This window comes from Massilia sp. Root418 (genome assembly GCF_001425265.1).
Classification (GTDB): Bacteria; Pseudomonadota; Gammaproteobacteria; order Burkholderiales; family Burkholderiaceae_D; genus Rugamonas.
The window spans coordinates 44,580-62,485 of sequence record NZ_LMEC01000022.1; the positions used below are offsets into that span (position 1 = coordinate 44,580).

The following is a 17,906-nucleotide window of genomic DNA, read 5'->3' on the forward strand; positions in this document are numbered from 1 at the left end:
ACTACTCAGTACTTCACTACTTCAAGCTGATGCTTAGATCTTGCCAACCAGGTCCAGCGATGGGGTCAGGGTGGCAGCGCCTTCGGTCCACTTGGCAGGGCACACCTGGCCTGGGTGCTCGGCCACGTATTTGGCGGCTTTGACTTTGCGCAGCAGTTCGGAAGCGTCGCGGCCGATGCCGTTGTCGTGCACTTCCATCACTTTGATCTGGCCTTCCGGATTGATGACGAAGGTGCCGCGCAGTGCCAGGCCTTCTTCTTCGATCATCACTTCGAAGTTGCGGGACAGGGTGCCGGTCGGGTCGCCGATCAGCGGGTAGTTCACTTTCTTGATGGCATCCGAGGTGTCGTGCCATGCTTTGTGGGCGAAGTGGGTGTCGGTCGAAATGCCGTACACGTCCACGCCCAGTTTGGCGAATTCAGGCTGGAAATCAGCCAGGTCTTCCAGTTCGGTTGGGCACACGAAGGTGAAGTCGGCTGGGTAGAACATGAAGACGGACCACTTGCCCTTCAGCGACTCTTCGCTCAGGTCAATGAACTTGCCATTGTGGTAAGCGGTTGCTTTGAATGGTTTTACTTGGGTGTTAATGAGAGACATTGTGGTTTCCTCGTGAGGTTGTGTATCAATGAGATGCCAGTTTAAAGCCTTCATGACCATTTGAAAAATTGATTGTTCCAATTGTTTCAATTGGCTTTGACTATCGGCAGACGAACGCCGAACTCGTATTATCCCCGTTCCGGGGAAGTCGCGTTGTCGCTTCGGCAGGGTTACGCGTTGCTTACGACGTCAGGTGGGAGAACGCAGCGCGGCCAGGAAATCGGCCAGCTGTTCGGCAAGCGGCTGGCCGGGAGTGAATTCGCCGATACGCCGGCAGCGGTACTTTTCAGTCTGGACATCCAGCACCTCGGCGCTGAACGCCCCGCTCTCCCAGCATACCAGTGAAGCAATCGCGTCCGGAGAGTCCACCTGAAGCCGCAAGGCCGGATTGGCGGAAGGCTCGCACGTGATCAGCTCCGCCGTTACGTCAGGGGGAAGCGCTGCCTGTAAAGTATTGGCCCAGTCCCGGAATCCGTTTAGCATGATGCTCTCCCTCAAGGCCAGCGGCTGGCAAGCAAGGTGATGTTCCCTGCCGGCGGCATTTGTGGCACGGTCCTGCCCTTTGCAGCGGCCAACCGCCCCTCCACAGAATTCGGCCCGACTATCTTTTGCCCACCCAGCCCCGGTCACGACCAGCGACATGGCGGGCACGTCGAATTCAACGTACACCGATCGACGCGGAGTCTGCCGGACAAAGGCTAGCCAATCGGGCGGAAACGCCACATGCGTGGTCCCGCTATAGCTTTCTTGCACCCTGCCCGTCCGCGTCATGTCGAGGTATTCAGCCAGCGACATCCACCGCCCGACCCTCGTGCACTGGATTGTAGTCCTGATTGCCATGTCAAGCATACGCCGCTAGCTGCACAAGCCTTGAACCTACGCTGTTGCCCAACCCAGGCCATGAGATAACTCAAGCTTGGGCCGTTGCGGATCGCGCGCGCAGCAGGGTGTCGAACTCGGTGGCGGGCATGGGGCGGGCGAACAGGTAGCCCTGGCCGTAGTCGCAGCCCGCGGCGGCCAGCAGGTCGCGCTGCTCGGGGGTTTCCACGCCTTCGGCGATCACGCGCAGGCCCAGCTTGTGGGCCATCACGATGATGGCGTCCGACAGTGCCATGTCGCTGGAATCGGGCGCCAGGTTGCGGGTGAAGCTGCGGTCTATCTTCAGGTAGTCGATGTCGAACTTCTTCAGGTAGGACAGCGAGGAATAGCCGGTGCCGAAGTCGTCCAGCGCCACCTGGATGCCGCCGTCGCGCAGCTGCAGCAGCTTGTCGGCCACGGTGCTGCTGGCGTCCAGCAGCAGGCCCTCGGTGATCTCGATCACCACGGCCTGGCCGGGCAACCCCAGCTCGCCCAGCCGCGCCAGCCAGCTGTCGTAGCCGCCTTCGCGCTGGAATTCCAGCGGCGACTGGTTGATGCTGAGCTGGAATTCGGGATGCACCTCGCTGCGCCAGCGCTGCAGCCAGCGCACCGATTCGCGGAACACCCAGCTGCCGATTTCAATGATCAGGCCGCTCGATTCAGCCAGCGGGATGAATTCCATCGGGCTGACCAGGCCGCGTACCGGGTGGCGCCAGCGTATCAGCGCCTCGGCCTTGTGGATGCGGCCCGTCGCCAGGTGCACGATGGGCTGGAAGTACAGTTCCAGCTGCTGGCCCTTGACGGCGCCACGCAAGTCGTTGGTCAGGCGCATGCGGTTCAGCGCGGCCACCTGCAGGGCCGGCGTGAAATAACTGAAACGGTTGCGGCCGGCGTCCTTGGCCGCGTACATGGCCTGGTCGGCGTGCTTGAGCAGGTCTTCGATGGACGCCGCGTCGTCCGGGTACAGGGTGATGCCGATGCTGGCCGAGACGAAAGCCTGCTCCTGTCCCAGCGGGAACGGCGCCAGCAGGCTGTCCAGGATGGTCTGGGCGATGGTTTCCACGCGCTCCAGGCCCACCGCGTCCAGCTCGCTGAGGATGACGGTGAATTCGTCGCCGCCCAGGCGTGCCACGGTGTCGCACTCGCGCACGCAGGCGCTGATGCGGTGCGCCGCGTCCACCAGCAGCACGTCGCCCTGGTGGTGGCCCAGGGTGTCGTTGACTTCCTTGAAGTGGTCCAGGTCGATGAACAGGATGGCCACGCGGCTGCCGTCGCGCCGGCTCTTGACGATGGCCTGCTCCAGCCGGTTCTGGAACATGCGCCGGTTGGGCAGCTGGGTCAGGGTGTCGAAATTGGCCTGCTGCCAGACCAGCGCCTCGGTCTGCTTCTTGTCGGTGATGTCCTCGATCATGCACAGGTGGTGCAGCTGGCCCTGGCCCTGGCTGCCCCCGGGGCCGGCGGTGACCGCGTCCAGCGCGGTGATGGAGGCGTCCACCCACACCACGGTGCCGTCCGGCCGCAGCAGGCGCTTGGCCAGCTTGAAGCCGGCAATGTGCTGCGCCTGCAGCTGCGCCACCTGCTCCTGCTCGGCCGCCACGTCCTCCGGGTGGCTGATGTCGCGCCAGCTGCTGGCCTTCATCTCTTCCAGCGAGCGGCCGGCAATCTCCAGGTAGCGCGGATTGATGTCGCGGAAGTTGCCGCTGGCGGTATCGATCAGGGCGATGCCCATGGGCGCCGCCTCGAACATGGTGCGGAAGCGCGCCTCGCCCTTGCGGATGGCTTCCTGCGCGCGGCGCCGCTCGCGCGCCAGCAGGGCTGTGTGCACGCCCGCCCCCAGCACCAGCAGCACGCCGCCGGCCGCCAGCACGCGGTACAGCCAGGCCAGCGCGCGGCCGCCTTCGGGCTGGTACAGGAAGCCCTCGAAGCTGGCGCCGCGCGGCAGCATGCCCAGGTCGGTATACACGTCGGCGATGTGCTGCCAGCGGTCCGGGTTCATATAGCCCACTTCCACCAGCACCGGCTGCACCAGCGGCACCATGGCGCGCGCCTCGTACAGCAGGTGGCGGCGGTCGTTGCGGCGCGAGTACCGGTTCAGGATCAGGTCGGCCACTTCCTCGTGGTGGGTCATGGCGTACTGCCAGCCGCGCATGCTGGCGGCCCGGAAGGCCTTGACCCGTTCCGGGTGGTCGCGGATTTCCTGTTCGCTGGTGAACAAGTTGTCGCCGTAGAAGTCGATGCCGGCGTTGCGCGGCGTGTAGATGTCGTAGGGGAAGCCGGCGCGGTCCAGCAGGTCCGGTTCGTTGGTGGTGTAGATGGACATGGCGTCCACCTTGCCGGAAATCAGGTCGTCGACATTGAAGCTGTGCTCCAGGCGCTGCAGGCTGGACGGCGCGATGCCCTCCTTGCGCAGGTAGGCCAGCATTTCGTCGGCCTGGCGCAGGTCGTCGGTCAGGCGGCCTATCATCACGCGCTTGCCGGCTATGCGGTGCACGTCGGGCGCGGCGCTGCCCTGCGCCATCACCAGCGCGTAGGGCGAATGCTGGAACACCACGCCCAGCACCACCAGGGGCTTGCCGGCCAGGCGCGCCAGCAGCAGGTTGCTGGCGCCGACCCCGTACTGGACTTTGCCGGCAAGCACGTTGCGCTCCGGCTCGTTGCCGTCCTTGCCCTCCAGGATCTGCACGTCCAGCCCGGCTTCGCGGTAATAGCCCTGCTCCAGGGCCGCATAGTAGCCGGCGAACTGGAACTGGTGGCTATGCTTGAGCTGCAGCACCACCTTTTCCTGCGCCAGCGCCGGCCGGCATGCCATGGCTGCGGCGATGCTGGCCAGCGTGAGCAGGCGGATCAGGGCGGAGAGAAAACGTTTGCATGGCATCACGCAATTATCCATGCTTATGGAAAAGATGAGCAATGAAAACAACAATACCGCCCTGAAGCGGTGTTGTTGACGACACAAAGCTGCCTTATTTGCGGCCGCGCGGGGCGCCGCCGGCCGGCCGGCCGCCCTTGGCCGGGGCGGGCGCCGCCTTGGCCTTGACCTTGATGGTGTCCAGGATGGAGGCGCGCACCTTGGTGTCCACGCTTTCGCGCGCGGTCAGTGAACCGGTGAGCGCGTTGGCGCGGCCGCCGCGGCCCACGGCCGGCGCCGCCACGGCGGCACGGCCGCCGCGCGTGCCGGGCACCCCGGGCACGCCTGCCGCGCGCGGCTTGGCGCCCGGCGCGGCCATCGGCATGGCGCGCTTGCCTTCCGGCGCCGCCTTCAGGTTTTCCTCGCCCGGCGTCCAGGACGGGATCAGGTGCTTCTCGCCGTTGCCGATCAGGTCGCCGCGCCCCATCTTCACCAGCGTCTCGCGCAGGATGGGCCAGTTCTCCGGATCATAGTAGCGCAGGAAGGCCTTGTGCGCCTTGCGCACCTTGCCGCTGCGCGCGGTTTCCACCGCCTCCGAATCCGCGGTGACCTTCTTCAGCGGGTTCTTGCGCGAGTGGTACATGGTGGTGGCCATGGCCATCGGGGTCGGCATGAAGGTCTGCACCTGGTCCAGCTTGAAGTTGTTCTTTTTCAGCCACAACGCCAGGTTCAGCATGTCCTCGTCGGTGGTGCCCGGGTGGGCCGCGATGAAGTAGGGAATCAGATACTGCTTCTTGCCGGCCTCCAGCGAGAACTTCTCGAACATGGCCTTGAACTCGTCGTAGGCGCCGATGCCCGGCTTCATCATCTTGCTCAGCACGTTCGATTCGGTGTGCTCGGGCGCGATCTTGAGCAGGCCGCCCACGTGGTGGGTCACCAGTTCCTTCACGTACTCGGGCGAGCGCACGGCCAGGTCGTAGCGCAGGCCGGAACCGATCAGGATCTTCTTCACGCCGGGAATGGCGCGCGCCTTGCGGTACAGCTGGATCAGCTTGCTGTGGTCGGTGCCCAGGTTGACGCAGATGGACGGGTAGACGCACGACAGGCGGCGGCACGATTCCTCGATCTTCTTGTCCTTGCATGCCAGCCGGTACATATTCGCGGTGGGGCCGCCCAGGTCGGAAATGGTGCCGGTGAAACCCTTGGTCTTGTCACGGATGTGCTCGATCTCGCGCAGGATGGACGGCTCGGAACGGCTCTGGATGATGCGGCCCTCGTGCTCGGTGATCGAGCAGAAGGTGCAGCCGCCGAAGCAGCCGCGCATGATGTTGACCGAGAAACGGATCATTTCCCAGGCCGGGATGTGGGCCTTGCCATAGCTCGGGTGCGGCGCGCGCGCGTAGTTCATGTCGTACACGCCGTCCATCTCGTCCATGGCCAGCGGCAGCGGCGGCGGGTTGATCCACACGTCGCGCTCGCCGTGCGCCTGCACCAGCGCGCGCGCATTGCCGGGGTTCGATTCCAGGTGGAATACGCGCGAGGCGTGCGCGTACATCACCGGGTCGTCCTTCACCACGTCATAGGACGGCAGGCGCACCACGGTGCGCATGTGCTGCTCGCGCAGCATCTGCTGGCGCTCTTCGCGCGTCATGATGCGGATCGGCTTCACCACTTCCGGCGCGCTGGCGGCATTGTCGGTGGCGCAGGCGGTCTTGTCTTCCTTCGCCATGGCGTAGGGGTCCGGGTGGGCGTCCACCTTGCCGGGCACGTCCACGCGGGTGCTGTTCTGCACGCCCCAGTCCTCGCCGGGCAGCCAGCCGGACGGCACCATGAAGGCGGTGCCGCGCAAATCCTTGATGTCCTTGATGTGCTCGCCTGCGTTGAGGCGGTGCGTCAGGTCCACCAGCGCGCGTTCGGCGTTGCCGAAGATGAGCAGGTCGGCCTTCGAGTCCGGCAGCACCGAGCGGCGCACCTTGTCCGACCAGTAGTCGTAGTGCGCAATGCGGCGCAGCGAGGCTTCGATGCTGCCGATGACCACCGGCACATCCGGGAAGGCCTCGCGCGCGCGCTGCGAGTACACGGTGACGGCGCGGTCGGGACGCTTGTTCGGTTCGGCATTCGCGGTGTAGGCGTCGTCCGAGCGGATCTTGCGGTCCGAGGTGTAGCGGTTGACCATGGAGTCCATATTGCCGGCCGTGATGCCCCAGTACAGGCGCGGCTTGCCCAGCACGCGAAAGGCGTCCGCCGAGTGCCAGTCCGGCTGGCTGATGATGCCGACCTTGTAGCCCTGCGCTTCCAGCAGGCGGCCGACCAGGGCCATGCCGAAACTCGGATGGTCGATATAGGCGTCGCCCGTGACGAGGATGACGTCGCACTGATCCCAGCCCAGGGCGTCCATTTCGGCGCGGGACATGGGCAGGAAAGGCGCAGTGGCAGCGCGGGCAGACCGCTTGGGGACGGTCGCAAATAAATTGGTGGGGGTCATAGGGACGCGATTGTACCGGAAATGCGCGCGCCATGCTCAAGCGATAGGCACAATCAATTGGAAATTCTTTTAGTTTTCAATAACTTGTGAATGATGTGCAAGCATGGCGGCCCGATAAAAAAGATGGCGCCGACATTGCCTTTGCTGTCATGTTTGCTATAACTAGAAGAACAACCTTTGGGAGAACACCATGCGCCGCCGTCTTTACTTCATGCTACCCGATGTTCCCAGTGCCCGCGCCATGCTGGACGAAATGCTGCTGGCCCGGGTTGAAGAACGCCACATGAAATTCATGGCCAAGGAGGGCACCCTGCCCGACGACATGCCCGATTGCAGCTTCCTGGTGCGCACCGACCTGATCCACGGCGCCCAGCTGGGCATGGTGATCGGCGGCATCGTGGGCCTGGGCGCGGCCGTGTTCCTCACCCTGTTCCCGCCCGACGGGCTGACCTTGCGCACTGCGGCCATCCTGCTGGTGGCGCTGGGCGGCGCCGTGTTCGGCGGCTGGGCTTCCGGCATGAACGCGGCAGCCGTGCCGAACAAGAAGCTGGAACAGTTCGCGCCCGCCATCGAACGCGGCCAGGTATTGATGATCGTGGATGTGCCACCCCGGCGCGTGCAGGAAATCGAGGACATGATCGCGCGGCGCCATCCCGAAGTCAGCTTTGGCGGTATTGAACCGCCTATGCTAGCGTTTCCGTAACGCTGGCTGCCCGGGAGCCGGTCTTAGCACGGCCGGCGGCCCCGGGTCCGGATTGCGACGGCGGCGCTGCGGCGCCGCCGTTGTTTTCGTCGTCCTTTTATATGCCCATATTGCCCAGGATGCGGCCCAGCTCGCGCAGCGCCGGCTCCAGCGTGGGGTGCTTGACTGCGAACTTGGCCGAGATTTCCTGGGTGCGCTCGGCCAGGCCATACGTGGTGGTGTCGCCGCCACCGGCGCCGGCGTCCTGCTGCGCCACACGGCGCTCCAGCAATTGCTTGATATCGCCGTCCAGCTGCGCCAGCAGATCCAGCAGCTCCTCGTCCACCGGGCCCGGTGCGCTGGCCAGTTCGGTGTGCAGGGTCTTCAACGATGCCTTCAGATTGCTGTCCATAGTCCCGTTCCTTAAGTGATGGCCATACCGGATTTATACACCCAAATGCCGCAGCCAGCTATGACCTGGATCCACGCAGCCATTCGGCGTAGGCGCAGGCTGGAAAGGCGTCCGCAAAGCCAGCGCGCAGCGTGGCCAGCGACGGCCAGTCGCGCGACAGGGCCTCGATCTGCTCCACGCTGACCGAATTGACGTGGTCCATCATGTTCAGTTCGCCCAGCTCGCCCTGGGCGAAGATTTCCGCCAGTTCTTCCAGCTCGGCCTGGCCCAGCTGGCGCAGCGGGCCGGGCGGAATGCCGACCACCAGGTCCACCATGTCGTCGCTGGCGCGCATCTGCCAGCCCATCAGTTCGCCGTCGATGGCCAGCACCTCGTCGCCGGCCTGCGCTTCCAGGTAGATGGGGCCGTTGCGCGGCGGTACGCCCAGGCCGATCTCCCAGCCATCGCCGACCAGCGGCAGCAGGCCGGAGGCGGCCGCACGCTCGCGGAACTCGGGCGCGTTGCGCACGGCCAGGCTCAGGCGCAAGCGCTGGTCGTCCACCGGGTCCGGCCCCAGTTCCCAGCCCAGGTCCGGATAGTCCTCCAGCGCCTCGCCCACCAGTGCGACGAACTCTTCCTGGCCGAGGTGGTCTAGCTGGCCCATGGCCTGGGCCAGTTTGTCTAGCAATTGCTTCATCATGTCTCTCCGTCAAGGCTCATGGCAACATGATACCGCTGCGCAAGCCGAACCGGAGCCTGGTTCAGCCTGCTTGTGGCGGCTGGTGGCGGCTTGTGGCCGCCTGCTTACTTCGCGCTCAGGCCGCGGCGGTCCAGCAGCGGCTCGATGCGGGCGTCGCGGCCGCGGAAATTGCGGAACAGTTCCAGCGCGTCCGCCGTGCCGCCGCGCGAGAGCAGGGTCTTGCGGAACCAGTCGCCATTCTTGCGCTGCAGGCCGCCGCTTTCCTTGAACCATTCGACGGTGTCGGCGTCCAGCTTTTCGCTCCACAGGTAGGCGTAGTAGCCGGCCGCGTAGCCGCCCTGGAAGGTGTGCGAGAAGTAGGTGGTGCGGTAGCGCGGCGGCACCGGCGCGTAGTCGACGCCGGCGTCCTTCAGCGCGGCCGCCTCGAAGCCCAGCACGTCGGCCGGGATTTGCGCGGCGGTCAGCTGGTGCCAGCGCTGGTCCAGCAGCGACGAGGCCAGGTATTCGGTGGTGGCGAAGCCCTGGTTGAACTTCTTGGAGGCGGCCACTTTCTCCAGCAGCTCCTTCGGCATCGGCTCGCCGGTCTTGTAGTGGCGCGCGTAGTTGGCCAGCACTTCAGGCTGCACCATCCACATTTCGTTCACCTGCGACGGGTACTCCACGAAGTCGCGCGGCACGTTGGTGCCGGAGAAGCGCGGGTACTTCACATTGGAGAACATGCCGTGCAGCGCGTGGCCGAATTCGTGGAAGGCGGTTTTCACTTCGTCCACCGTCAGCAGGGTCGGTTCGCCGGCCGGGGGCTTGGGAATGTTGAGGTGGTTGGCCACCACGGACTGCGTGCCCATCAGCTTGGACTGCGACACGTACTCGTTCATCCACGCGCCGCCCTGCTTCGACGGACGCGCATACATATCGGCCAGGAAGATGGCCAGCTGCTTGCCGTCGGCATCGAACACGTCGTACACCTTGACGTCGGGATGGTAGACCGGCAAGTCCTTGCGCTCCTTGAACGACAGGCCGTACAGCTTGCCCGCCGCGAAGAACACGCCCTTCTCCAGCACATTGGTCAGCTCGAAATACGGCTTGAGCTGGTTGCCGTCAAAACTGAAGCGCTGCGCGCGCACCTTCTCGGTGTAATAGGACCAGTCGGCCGCGCCGATCTGCAGGCCAGCCTTCTCCGCGTCGGCCACCGCCTGCAGGTCGGCCGCTTCCTTGCGTGCATTGTTCACGGCAGGCTTGGCCAGCTCGGCCAGCAGAGTGTTGACGGCGCCGGTGGTCTTGGCGGTCTGGTCTTCCAGCGAATAGGCCGCGTAGTTCGGGTAGCCCAGCAGCACGGCCTTGTCGGCGCGCAGCTTGGCGATCTTCAGCACATTGGCGCGGTTGTCGAACTCGCCGCCGTGGCTGCCGCGCGCCAGCGACAGGTCCATCATGCGCTTGCGGGTGGCGGGATCGGTCAGTACCGCCAGCGGCGCCTGGCCGGTGGTGTTGGTGAGCGCAACGGCGAACTTGCCGTCCAGGCCGCGCGCCTTGGCGGCGGCGGCCGCCGCGTCGATGGCGGCTTCGGACATGCCGGCCAGCTCGGCGCGGGTGTCCACCACCAGCGCGCTGGCGTTGATTTCCTTGAGCACGTTTTGCTGGAAGGCGGTCTGCAGACCGGCCAGTTCGCCGTTCAGCACTTTCAGCTTGTCCTTGTCGGCGGCCGACAGTTTGGCGCCGGCGCGCACGAAATCGGTGTGGTAGCGTTCCAGCAGGTGCAGCGATTCGGCGTCCAGGCCCAGCTTGGCGCGCTTGTCGTACAGCGATTTCACGCGCGCGTACAGCTTGGCGTTCAGGAAGATGGCGTCGCTGTGGGCAGCCAGCTTGGGCGACATTTCGGTGTCGATCTCGTCCAGCTTGGAATTGGTGTTAGCGCCCTGCAGGTTGCTGAAGGTGGTGGACACGCGCGTCAGCAGCTGGCCGGCGCGTTCCATGGCCACGATGGTGTTCTCGAAGGTGGCGGGCTTGGCGCTGTTGGCGATGGCCTCGATTTCCTTCAGGTTCTGCGCCATGCCTTCGGCGAACGCGGGCGCGAAATGCTCATCCTTGATCAGGTCGAACTGCGGGTAGTGGAAAGGCAGCGGGCTGAGCTTGAAGAAAGGGTTGCCCGCCTGGACTGCGGCGGTAGCGGCAGCCGGGACTGCGGCGGCGGCGTGGGCGAACGGGGTCAGCGCCAGGCCGAGGCTGGCTGCGAGTACAAGCATCTGAGGACGGGACATAGCATCTTTCAAAGTGGGCCAAGGACTGCCCTGCAACTGGCTGCACAGCGGCGGCAGGACGGAAGCCGATGATGATAGCAGGCAGTCTATACAACGTCACTTGCATTCCATGCTGCACTGCACGCTACAATTCCGCAAACTGAACGAAAGGGGAACCGTGGACTATTTCACCGCAGTGCGGGCGTTTGTGCGGGTGGTTGAAACCGGCAGCTTCGCCAGGGCGGCCGACACGCTGCAATTCCCGCGCAATACCGTCACCAAGCTGGTGCAATCGCTGGAAGCGCACCTGCAGGTCAAGCTGCTGCACCGGACCACGCGCAAAGTGTCGCCCACCAACGACGGCGCGGCCTATTTCCAGCGCATGACGCGCCTGCTGGACGAATGGCAGGAGGCTGAAGCCGAAGTGGCGCAGGCGCGCACCGCGCCGCGCGGCCGGCTGCGGGTGGACATGGGCACGGCGCTCGCTGCGCTGTTGGTCATCCCCTCGCTGGCCGGCTTCCGCGCGCGCTACCCGGACATGCAGCTCGATTTCGGCGTGAGCGACCGCCCGGCCGACCTGGTGGGCGAAGGCATCGATTGCGTGGTGCGCGCCGGCGCGATCAGCGACCCGTCGCTGATCGCACGCCACATCGGCAGCCTGCCCATGGCCACCTGCGCCTCCCCGGCCTACCTGGCGCAACATGGCGTGCCGCAGCACCCGGCCGAGCTGGCCAGCGGGCACACGCTGATACGCCACTTTTTCGCCGGCACCGCGCGCCAGGCGCAAGTGGTGCTGACGCACCCGTCCGACCCGGCCAGCCCGGTGACCGTGAGCGGCCATTATTTCCTCGGCCTGAACGACAGCAACGCCATGCTGGCCGCTGCGATGGCGGGCCTGGGCGTGCTGCACTGCCCGGCCTTCATCACAGGGCCGCAGACGGCGGCAGGCATGCTGCAGCCCCTGCTGGCGGACTGGAGCGCGCCAGCCATCCCCATCCACGTGGTGTATCCCGCCAACCGCCACCTGAGCGCGCGCACCCGCGCATTCGTGGCGTGGATGATGGAGCTGTTCAGCAACAGCCCCTACGCGCTGCCGCCGGGGCCGCAGCGCGCGCCCGCCGCCTAGCCTCCGCCGCAGGCGTCTGCCGCCTGGCCTCCGACGCGCGACCCTCTACCGCGCTGCCGGCCTCCCGGCCTGCCTGCAGGCTTGCCGCTGCCCGCTATCCGGCCTGCACGCCGTGCTTGAGGTGCTCGACGAACCAGCGTCCAGCCGGCCCCGGCGGATGGTCGCGCAGGTGGATGGCATGCATCGAAAAGCCGGCGCCCGCGCCGGTCATGCCTTCCAGCGGGATGCGCACCAGGCGGCCCGCATCCAGGTCTTCCTGCACCATGTGCAGCGGCATGTGGCCCCAGCCCAGGCCTGCCTTCAGGAAGGCGTGCTTGGCGCCCATGTCCGCCAGGCGCCATGCCTGCGCCGCCAGTACGCCGAAGTTGCGGCCCTCGGTGAGCGGCGAGCGGTCGGTCAGCACCAGCTGGATGTGGCGGGCCGCTTCCGCGCGCAGCACCATGCCCTCGACGGCCGCCAGCGGATGGTCCGGCGCCGTCACCGTCACGGCCGGCACGCTGAGCAGGTATTGCGATGCGCAGCCGGGCGGCACTTCCGGCAGCGAGCCGATCACGGCAATGCGGCACTGCCCCGCCAACAGCGGCTGCACCACGGCGCCCAGCGCTTCCACGAACAGCCGCAGCGGCGTGCCGGGGAACTGGCGGTGGAAGGCCTGCACCGCCGCCGTCAGCGTGGCGATGGGATACATCACATCCACCGCCACCGCCAGCTCGGGCTCCAGCCCTTCCGCCAAGGTGCGCGCCTTGGCCTTGAAGCCGTCCATGGCCAACACGGCCGAGCGCGCCTGGTCCAGCAGGGCGCTGCCCTCTTCCGTCAGCCTGGGATAGCGGCCGCTGCGGTCGAACAAGGCGAAGCCCACCTGCAGCTCCAGGTTGGCCAGCGTGGTGCTGACCACCGACTGCGCGCGGCGCAGCTTGCGGCCGGCGGCCGAGAAACTGCCTTCATCCGCTGCGGCGATGAAGGTGCGCAACTGGTCCAGCGACATGGCATCCAACATCCATCTACTCCTTAGATAGTATCCATCCAATTATATAGGCTTCCACGATGGATGGGCCGGGCCTAAGATGCGTCCATATCAACCGAACATTGAAAGGAGCAGCAGATGAACCAGGCAATCCAGCCGGCGCACCTGGCCCCGGCCAGCCAGCGCGACATCGTAGCCCGCACCCAGGGCCGCGGCCATCGCGGCATCACCCGCCTCGTCAGCCCCGGCGATCTGGGCGCGCTGATCAAACCCTTCGTCTTCCTGGACCTGTTCCGCATGGGCGCCAGCCACGGCAGCAAGGGCATGGGCATGCACCCGCACTCGGGCATCGCCACCGTGACCGTGGTAATGGAGGGCGCCATCGAATACCGCGAGACCACCGGCCAGCACGGCGTGCTGAGCGCAGGCGGCGTGGAATTCATGAATGCGGGCGGCGGCGTGTGGCACGGCGGCAGCCCGCACGGCGACGCCGGCGTGGCGGGCTTCCAGCTGTGGCTGGCCCTGCCTGCTGAAGACGAGAACGGCCCCGCGCACAGCCAGTACCTGGCCCCCGAGCAGGTGCAGTCCAGCGGTCCGGCGCGCGTGATCCTCGGCAGTTACCAGGGCGTGGCCAGCCTGATACAACCGCGCGCACCGATCACCTATCTGCACGTGAAACTGCGCGACGGCGAACAGTGGACCTACCAGCCGCCAGCCGGGCACGACGTGGCCTGGACCGCAGTGGGCAAAGGCGTGCTGGCGACCGGTGCGGCGCTGCTGGAAAGCGAAGTGGCGGTGTTTGACGAAGGCGGCGGCGCGCTGCAGTTCACGGCACGCGGCGACACCGAATTCGTGCTCGGCTCGGCCGCCAAGCATCCCTACCCGCTGGTGACCGGCATGTATTCGGTGCACACCAGCGCAACGGCCCTGCTGCAGGGCGAGAACGAAATCAGCCGTATCGGCAACCAGTTGCACACCGCAGGTTTAATTTAACTTTGAAAGGAACCGCCATGAACACCAACAACACCGTCAACACTTCCGCCGTACCCGTCATCGGCCGCATCCTGATGGCCGCTATCTTCATCCTCAGCGGCTTCGGCAAGCTGATGGCCCCGGCCGCCACGATAGGCTACATCCAGGCCATGGGCCTGCCGCTGGCCAGCGCCGGGCTGGTGGCCGCCATCGTGGTGGAACTGGGCGGCGGCCTGCTGCTGGCCCTGGGCTACCGGACCCGTATCGTGGCCCTGGTGCTGGCCGCCTTCTCGGTGGTGACCGGCCTGGTCTTCCACAGCGCGGTGGGCGACCAGAACCAGATGATCCACCTGATGAAAAACCTGGCCATGGCGGGCGGCCTGCTGCAAGTGGTGGCCTTCGGCGCCGGTGCCTACAGCCTGGACGCCAAAGCAGGCAAAGGCACCGCGGCCGCCCGCGCCGCAGCCTGAAGCCGTCGGGCGGGTATGGCCGGTAGGGCCGGTAGGGCGAGTTAGCGCCGCAGGCGCGTAACCCGCCGCTCCGTCAGCTCAACCAAACAGCTTATTCGCCGTCTTCGCAATCAACCCACCCTGAAAGCGCGCGCCGTCCAGCTCCAGCTGGCTCGGCTGCCGCTGTCCCTGGCCGCCGGCAATCGTGGTCGCGCCATACGGGCTGCCGCCCACGATCTCATCCAGCGTCATCTGCGCCTGGTAGCTATAGGGCAGCCCGACGATCGTCATCCCGAAGTGCATCAGATTGGTAATGATGGAAAACAGCGTCACTTCCTGCCCGCCGTGCTGCGTGGCGCTGGACGTAAACGCACCGCCCACCTTGCCGTTCAGCGCGCCGCTGGCCCACAGGCCGCCGGCCTGGTCCAGGAAGGCCGCCATCTGCGACGGCATGCGGCCGAAGCGGGTGGGCGCACCGATGATGATGGCGTCATAATTGGCCAGCTCGGCCACCGTGGCCACCGGGGCGCTTTGCTGCAGCTTGAAATGCCCCTTCTCGGCCACCTCCTGCGGTACCGTTTCCGGCACCCGCTTGATGTCCACCGTTGCCCCCTCCTTGCGCGCGCCGTCCGCCATTGCTTCGGCCATCGACTCGATATGACCGTACGACGAGTAATACAGAACAAGTACCTTCGACATAACTTTCTCCATGTGGATGACTAATCGGGCACGCACCAGCGAGCGTGCGTTCTTAGCATAAAGCTATTTGCGCAAGCGCGTGCGCAACTCGGGGATTATCACGAAATTGGGAATAGTGAAGCACCTGGCCAGGCATTTATCACCACGATCGCAGTCAATATACTGGTTCCATCTGCTGAGCACAGCAGCAACCACACAGACAAGGACCGCATCATGACTACGCAAACCGTTGGAATTATTGGCGCCGGCGCAATCGGCAAGGCAATGGCAAAACAGCTGGCGGCTGCCGGCATCGACGTCATCCTGAGCAACAGCCGCGGCCCGGCCTCGCTGGCCGGCACGGTGGCCGAGCTGGGCAAGCAGGTGCGCGCCGGCACCGTGCAGCAGGCGGCCGACGCCGACATCGTCTTCTTCAGCGTGAACTGGAACCGCAGCGAAGCCCTGCTGCGCAGCCTGAACCTGCAAGGCCGTATCCTGATCGACGCCACCAACCCCGTCATCCTGCCCGGCTTTGAACTGGCCGAACTGGGCGGCCGCAATTCCTCGCAAGTGCTGCGCGACTGGGCCACGGGCGCGCGCGTGGTGAAAGCGTTCAACACGCTGCTGGCTGACGTGCTGGCCAGCCCCCCCGAAACCAATGGCGGCCGCCGTGTGGTGTTCGTCTCCGGCGACGATGCCGGCGCCAAGGCCGAAGTGCTGCAGCTGATCGAGCGACTGAAGTTCGCCAGCATCGACCTGGGCAGCCTGGAAGTGGGCGGCTACCTGCAGCAGTTCCCGGGCGGACCGCTGCCGGCCGTGAACCTGGTCAAGCTCGGCTAGTCCTTAACTGGCGAGCGCGGTTTCAATGCGGCGGTCGGGGATGAACCACAACACCGCGACCGCCACATACAGGCCCACGCTCAGCCAGGGATGCAACGCCGCCGCCGCAATGCCGAGCACATACAGCACAATCGACAGCCACAGCTTGCGCTCCTTGCCCACCGCCTGCGCCAGCGCGGAATTGGCGCCGTGCAGCCTGATCAGCACGTTTTCCAGCAGCATGTAGGCCAGCGCGCTCATGGTGAGCACCACGCCGTAGATGGCAGCGGGAATGGCGCTGAAATGGTTCTCGCCCATCCAGCCGGTCACGAAGGGGATCAGCGACAGCCAGAACAGCAGATGCAGATTGGCCCACAGCACACTGCCATTGACCTTGCTGACGGCGTGCATCATGTGGTGGTGGTTGTTCCAGTAGATGCCCACGTAGACAAAGCTCAGCACATAGCTCAGCATCACCGGCGCCAGCGGTAGCAGCGTGTCCCACGTTGCGCCGTGCGGCACCTTCAGTTCCAGCACCATGATGGTGATGATGATGGCGATAACGCCATCGCTAAATGCCTCCAGCCTGCCTTTACCCATTTACTCTCCTGTGTGATTCGATGTTTGCTGAATTCGCCGGCCGGTTCAGGTAGCCATCGCATATTAGCAAACAAATCATGCATGTCCCAGCCGGCCATTGGAGAGAAGCAGTCCTACGGCTCAAACAGTTCCTGGCCCAGCCAGCGCGGGGTGGCGGAGCGGTCTTGCAGGGAGACGGCTTTGCCGGCCAGCCCGGCGGCGCGGGCCAGCGCGGGAAGGGCGCGGCAATAGCTGCTTTGCACGCCGACCAGGCGCGCCAGCTGGCGGTATTCGATCACCATGCCGTCGGGCACGGCGGCGAGCACGGCGGCTGCGCGCACGCGCCAGTCGTCGGACCAGGGCGGCACGCGCGCGGGGAGTACGGCGACGAGGTCGCCGGGCTTGATGGTGCCGCCGCGCAGGACGCGGGCCAGCATACCGCGCCGCCTGCCGATGCGGCGCGCGAGCCCAGGCGCATGGCGGTCCAGCTGGCCGCAGGCTTCGCACTGGAAGGTGAGCCACAGCAGCGCCTCATCCCCCACCTGCAGCACAGTGCCTGAACGCAGTGCGGCGGTATCGAAGTCGAGCAGGATGTTTTCACGCAGGGCGCCCGGGGCGAGGCCATGGCTGGCGTAGGCCGGCGCGCCGGCCAGCAGCAGCTGGCGCGGCGAGAGCGGGTCTGCGTGGACGTCGCCGGACAGGCCTTCGCCGCGCAGCGCCAACACCTGGCTGGTCTGCTGCAGCTGCCGGTCTTCGCCGCGCTGGGCCAGCGCCAGCACCCGGCCGAGGGCCGTGAAGGTGTCCTGCCCGCTGTCGGCCAGGGCGGAAGCAGGTGCCGGTGCCGCAGCCTTGGTCGCCGCTTGCGCCATCGGCCTAGCCGAACGGGCGCACGCCGATCAGCATGCCGTGCAGCCAGAAGGCAAACACAACCCAGGCGGCCAGGCCCGCCACCACCGTGATGGCGGTGCCGGACGCGGTGCCGGGCGGGTAGACGGTGCCGGCGGCGCGGTCGCGGCGGCGGCTGGAGACGAAGCAGACCACGGCCCAGGCCAGGAAGGCGCCGAACAGCAGCACGTCCGCCAGGGTGCCGTTGGCCAGCAGGTGTGCCAGCGCCCAGCTCTTCACGCCCAGCAGCATGGGATGGTGCAGCCTGGCCTTGATGGCGTTGCGCGGCACGTAGGCGGCGGCCAGGAACACGAAGGCGAACAAGGTCAGCAGCGCGGCCAGGTGACGCATGCCTGCGGGCGGCGTCCACAGCACCACGGGCGCCTGCCGCGCCTGGCCGTAGCCCCACACCAGCAGCGCGAAGCCGGCCAGCGCCAGCAGGGAGTAGATGCCCTTCCAGCCGTTCTCGCCCAGCCGCGCGCGCATGGCCGCGCGCCATGGATCGGCCACGATGCGCACCGAATGGACACCAAGGAAAATCAGCAGGCCCAGCACCAGGATAGTCATCGCATCGCTCCAGATTGAGATGCCTTGACGATAGAGCAAAATGGCCAGAGCGGCAACCGGCGTGCGACGAAA

The 17,906-nt window shown here is 66.0% G+C and carries 17 protein-coding genes; 5 read left to right on the forward strand and 12 right to left on the reverse strand.

Going from position 1 to position 17,906, the window contains the following annotated elements:
- Positions 1–33: 33 nt before the first annotated feature.
- From ahpC to ASC94_RS20720, 4 genes are all read right to left on the reverse strand, one after another.
- Positions 34–597 carry an alkyl hydroperoxide reductase subunit C gene (ahpC, locus tag ASC94_RS20705; protein WP_056399876.1) on the reverse strand — a complete coding sequence of 188 codons (564 nt, stop codon included), beginning with the start codon at positions 595–597 and terminating at the stop codon, positions 34–36.
- Between the two features lie 189 nt (positions 598–786).
- Positions 787–1,392, reverse strand: a complete 606-nt coding sequence (locus ASC94_RS20710; RefSeq protein ID WP_157201538.1) for a hypothetical protein — start codon at positions 1,390–1,392, stop codon at positions 787–789.
- A 115-nt stretch (positions 1,393–1,507) separates the two neighbouring features.
- Positions 1,508–4,330, reverse strand: coding sequence for an EAL domain-containing protein (locus tag ASC94_RS20715; protein WP_056399881.1), 2,823 nt, complete (start codon positions 4,328–4,330; stop codon positions 1,508–1,510).
- 88 nt (positions 4,331–4,418) lie between these two features.
- The gene (locus ASC94_RS20720) at positions 4,419–6,716 is read right to left on the reverse strand and encodes a YgiQ family radical SAM protein (RefSeq protein WP_056399884.1); all 2,298 of its coding nucleotides are present in this window, start codon (positions 6,714–6,716) and stop codon (positions 4,419–4,421) included.
- Between the two features lie 262 nt (positions 6,717–6,978).
- Here ASC94_RS20720 and ASC94_RS20725 point away from each other — a divergent pair, with 262 nt between their 5' ends.
- On the forward strand, positions 6,979–7,491 hold the full coding sequence (locus ASC94_RS20725; RefSeq protein ID WP_229417358.1) for a DUF1269 domain-containing protein: 513 nt from the start codon (positions 6,979–6,981) through the stop codon (positions 7,489–7,491).
- 97 nt (positions 7,492–7,588) lie between these two features.
- Here ASC94_RS20725 and ASC94_RS20730 read toward each other — a convergent pair whose 3' ends face one another.
- The 3 genes from ASC94_RS20730 to ASC94_RS20740 form a co-directional block, all read right to left on the reverse strand.
- Positions 7,589–7,882, reverse strand: coding sequence for a DUF4404 family protein (locus ASC94_RS20730; protein WP_056399887.1), 294 nt, complete (start codon positions 7,880–7,882; stop codon positions 7,589–7,591).
- Positions 7,883–7,940: 58 nt separating this feature from the next.
- On the reverse strand, positions 7,941–8,561 hold the full coding sequence (locus ASC94_RS20735) for a hypothetical protein (RefSeq protein WP_056399890.1): 621 nt from the start codon (positions 8,559–8,561) through the stop codon (positions 7,941–7,943).
- A 104-nt stretch (positions 8,562–8,665) separates the two neighbouring features.
- Positions 8,666–10,801, reverse strand: coding sequence for a M3 family metallopeptidase (locus ASC94_RS20740; RefSeq protein ID WP_056399891.1), 2,136 nt, complete (start codon positions 10,799–10,801; stop codon positions 8,666–8,668).
- Positions 10,802–10,973: 172 nt separating this feature from the next.
- Between ASC94_RS20740 and ASC94_RS20745 the strand changes: the two genes are divergently transcribed.
- Positions 10,974–11,921: a LysR family transcriptional regulator gene (locus ASC94_RS20745; protein WP_056401422.1), complete on the forward strand. Its 948-nt coding sequence runs from the start codon at positions 10,974–10,976 to the stop codon at positions 11,919–11,921.
- Between the two features lie 94 nt (positions 11,922–12,015).
- On the opposite strand, the gene ASC94_RS20750 is transcribed toward ASC94_RS20745, so the two are convergent.
- Positions 12,016–12,918 (reverse strand): LysR family transcriptional regulator, encoded by a 903-nt coding sequence (locus ASC94_RS20750; RefSeq protein ID WP_056399894.1) that lies wholly within the window; start codon positions 12,916–12,918, stop codon positions 12,016–12,018.
- Positions 12,919–13,023: 105 nt separating this feature from the next.
- Here ASC94_RS20750 and ASC94_RS20755 point away from each other — a divergent pair, with 105 nt between their 5' ends.
- Both ASC94_RS20755 and ASC94_RS20760 read left to right on the forward strand, forming a co-directional pair.
- Positions 13,024–13,878, forward strand: coding sequence for a pirin family protein (locus ASC94_RS20755; RefSeq protein WP_056399900.1), 855 nt, complete (start codon positions 13,024–13,026; stop codon positions 13,876–13,878).
- Between the two features lie 17 nt (positions 13,879–13,895).
- Positions 13,896–14,327 carry a DoxX family protein gene (locus ASC94_RS20760; protein ID WP_056399903.1) on the forward strand — a complete coding sequence of 144 codons (432 nt, stop codon included), beginning with the start codon at positions 13,896–13,898 and terminating at the stop codon, positions 14,325–14,327.
- 78 nt (positions 14,328–14,405) lie between these two features.
- On the opposite strand, the gene wrbA is transcribed toward ASC94_RS20760, so the two are convergent.
- Positions 14,406–15,005 (reverse strand): NAD(P)H:quinone oxidoreductase, encoded by a 600-nt coding sequence (gene wrbA / locus ASC94_RS20765; RefSeq protein ID WP_056399906.1) that lies wholly within the window; start codon positions 15,003–15,005, stop codon positions 14,406–14,408.
- Positions 15,006–15,218: 213 nt separating this feature from the next.
- Between wrbA and ASC94_RS20770 the strand changes: the two genes are divergently transcribed.
- Positions 15,219–15,824: an NADPH-dependent F420 reductase gene (locus tag ASC94_RS20770; RefSeq protein ID WP_056399909.1), complete on the forward strand. Its 606-nt coding sequence runs from the start codon at positions 15,219–15,221 to the stop codon at positions 15,822–15,824.
- A 3-nt stretch (positions 15,825–15,827) separates the two neighbouring features.
- Here ASC94_RS20770 and ASC94_RS20775 read toward each other — a convergent pair whose 3' ends face one another.
- The 3 genes from ASC94_RS20775 to ASC94_RS20785 all read right to left on the reverse strand — a co-directional run bounded on the left by ASC94_RS20775 (position 15,828) and on the right by ASC94_RS20785 (position 17,834).
- The gene (locus ASC94_RS20775; protein ID WP_056399911.1) at positions 15,828–16,403 is read right to left on the reverse strand and encodes a TMEM175 family protein; all 576 of its coding nucleotides are present in this window, start codon (positions 16,401–16,403) and stop codon (positions 15,828–15,830) included.
- A gap of 113 nt (positions 16,404–16,516) precedes the next feature.
- Positions 16,517–17,251 carry an MOSC domain-containing protein gene (locus ASC94_RS20780; protein ID WP_157201539.1) on the reverse strand — a complete coding sequence of 245 codons (735 nt, stop codon included), beginning with the start codon at positions 17,249–17,251 and terminating at the stop codon, positions 16,517–16,519.
- A gap of 4 nt (positions 17,252–17,255) precedes the next feature.
- On the reverse strand, positions 17,256–17,834 hold the full coding sequence (locus tag ASC94_RS20785; RefSeq protein ID WP_056399913.1) for an NnrU family protein: 579 nt from the start codon (positions 17,832–17,834) through the stop codon (positions 17,256–17,258).
- Between the last annotated feature and the right edge of the window lie 72 nt (positions 17,835–17,906).

Coding starts and splice junctions, on each gene's coding strand:
- ASC94_RS20755 (WP_056399900.1), top strand. CDS start 13,024: ATGAACCAGGCAATCCAGCCGGCGCACCTGGCCCCGGCCAGCCAGCGC.
- ASC94_RS20740 (WP_056399891.1), bottom strand. CDS start 10,801: ATGCTTGTACTCGCAGCCAGCCTCGGCCTGGCGCTGACCCCGTTCGCC.
- ASC94_RS20770 (WP_056399909.1), top strand. CDS start 15,219: ATGACTACGCAAACCGTTGGAATTATTGGCGCCGGCGCAATCGGCAAG.
- ahpC (WP_056399876.1), bottom strand. CDS start 597: ATGTCTCTCATTAACACCCAAGTAAAACCATTCAAAGCAACCGCTTAC.
- ASC94_RS20735 (WP_056399890.1), bottom strand. CDS start 8,561: ATGATGAAGCAATTGCTAGACAAACTGGCCCAGGCCATGGGCCAGCTA.
- ASC94_RS20715 (WP_056399881.1), bottom strand. CDS start 4,330: ATGCCATGCAAACGTTTTCTCTCCGCCCTGATCCGCCTGCTCACGCTG.
- ASC94_RS20710 (WP_157201538.1), bottom strand. CDS start 1,392: ATGTCGCTGGCTGAATACCTCGACATGACGCGGACGGGCAGGGTGCAA.
- ASC94_RS20730 (WP_056399887.1), bottom strand. CDS start 7,882: ATGGACAGCAATCTGAAGGCATCGTTGAAGACCCTGCACACCGAACTG.
- ASC94_RS20785 (WP_056399913.1), bottom strand. CDS start 17,834: ATGACTATCCTGGTGCTGGGCCTGCTGATTTTCCTTGGTGTCCATTCG.
- wrbA (WP_056399906.1), bottom strand. CDS start 15,005: ATGTCGAAGGTACTTGTTCTGTATTACTCGTCGTACGGTCATATCGAG.
- ASC94_RS20780 (WP_157201539.1), bottom strand. CDS start 17,251: ATGGCGCAAGCGGCGACCAAGGCTGCGGCACCGGCACCTGCTTCCGCC.
- ASC94_RS20750 (WP_056399894.1), bottom strand. CDS start 12,918: ATGTTGGATGCCATGTCGCTGGACCAGTTGCGCACCTTCATCGCCGCA.
- ASC94_RS20760 (WP_056399903.1), top strand. CDS start 13,896: ATGAACACCAACAACACCGTCAACACTTCCGCCGTACCCGTCATCGGC.
- ASC94_RS20720 (WP_056399884.1), bottom strand. CDS start 6,716: ATGTCCCGCGCCGAAATGGACGCCCTGGGCTGGGATCAGTGCGACGTC.
- ASC94_RS20725 (WP_229417358.1), top strand. CDS start 6,979: ATGCGCCGCCGTCTTTACTTCATGCTACCCGATGTTCCCAGTGCCCGC.
- ASC94_RS20775 (WP_056399911.1), bottom strand. CDS start 16,403: ATGGGTAAAGGCAGGCTGGAGGCATTTAGCGATGGCGTTATCGCCATC.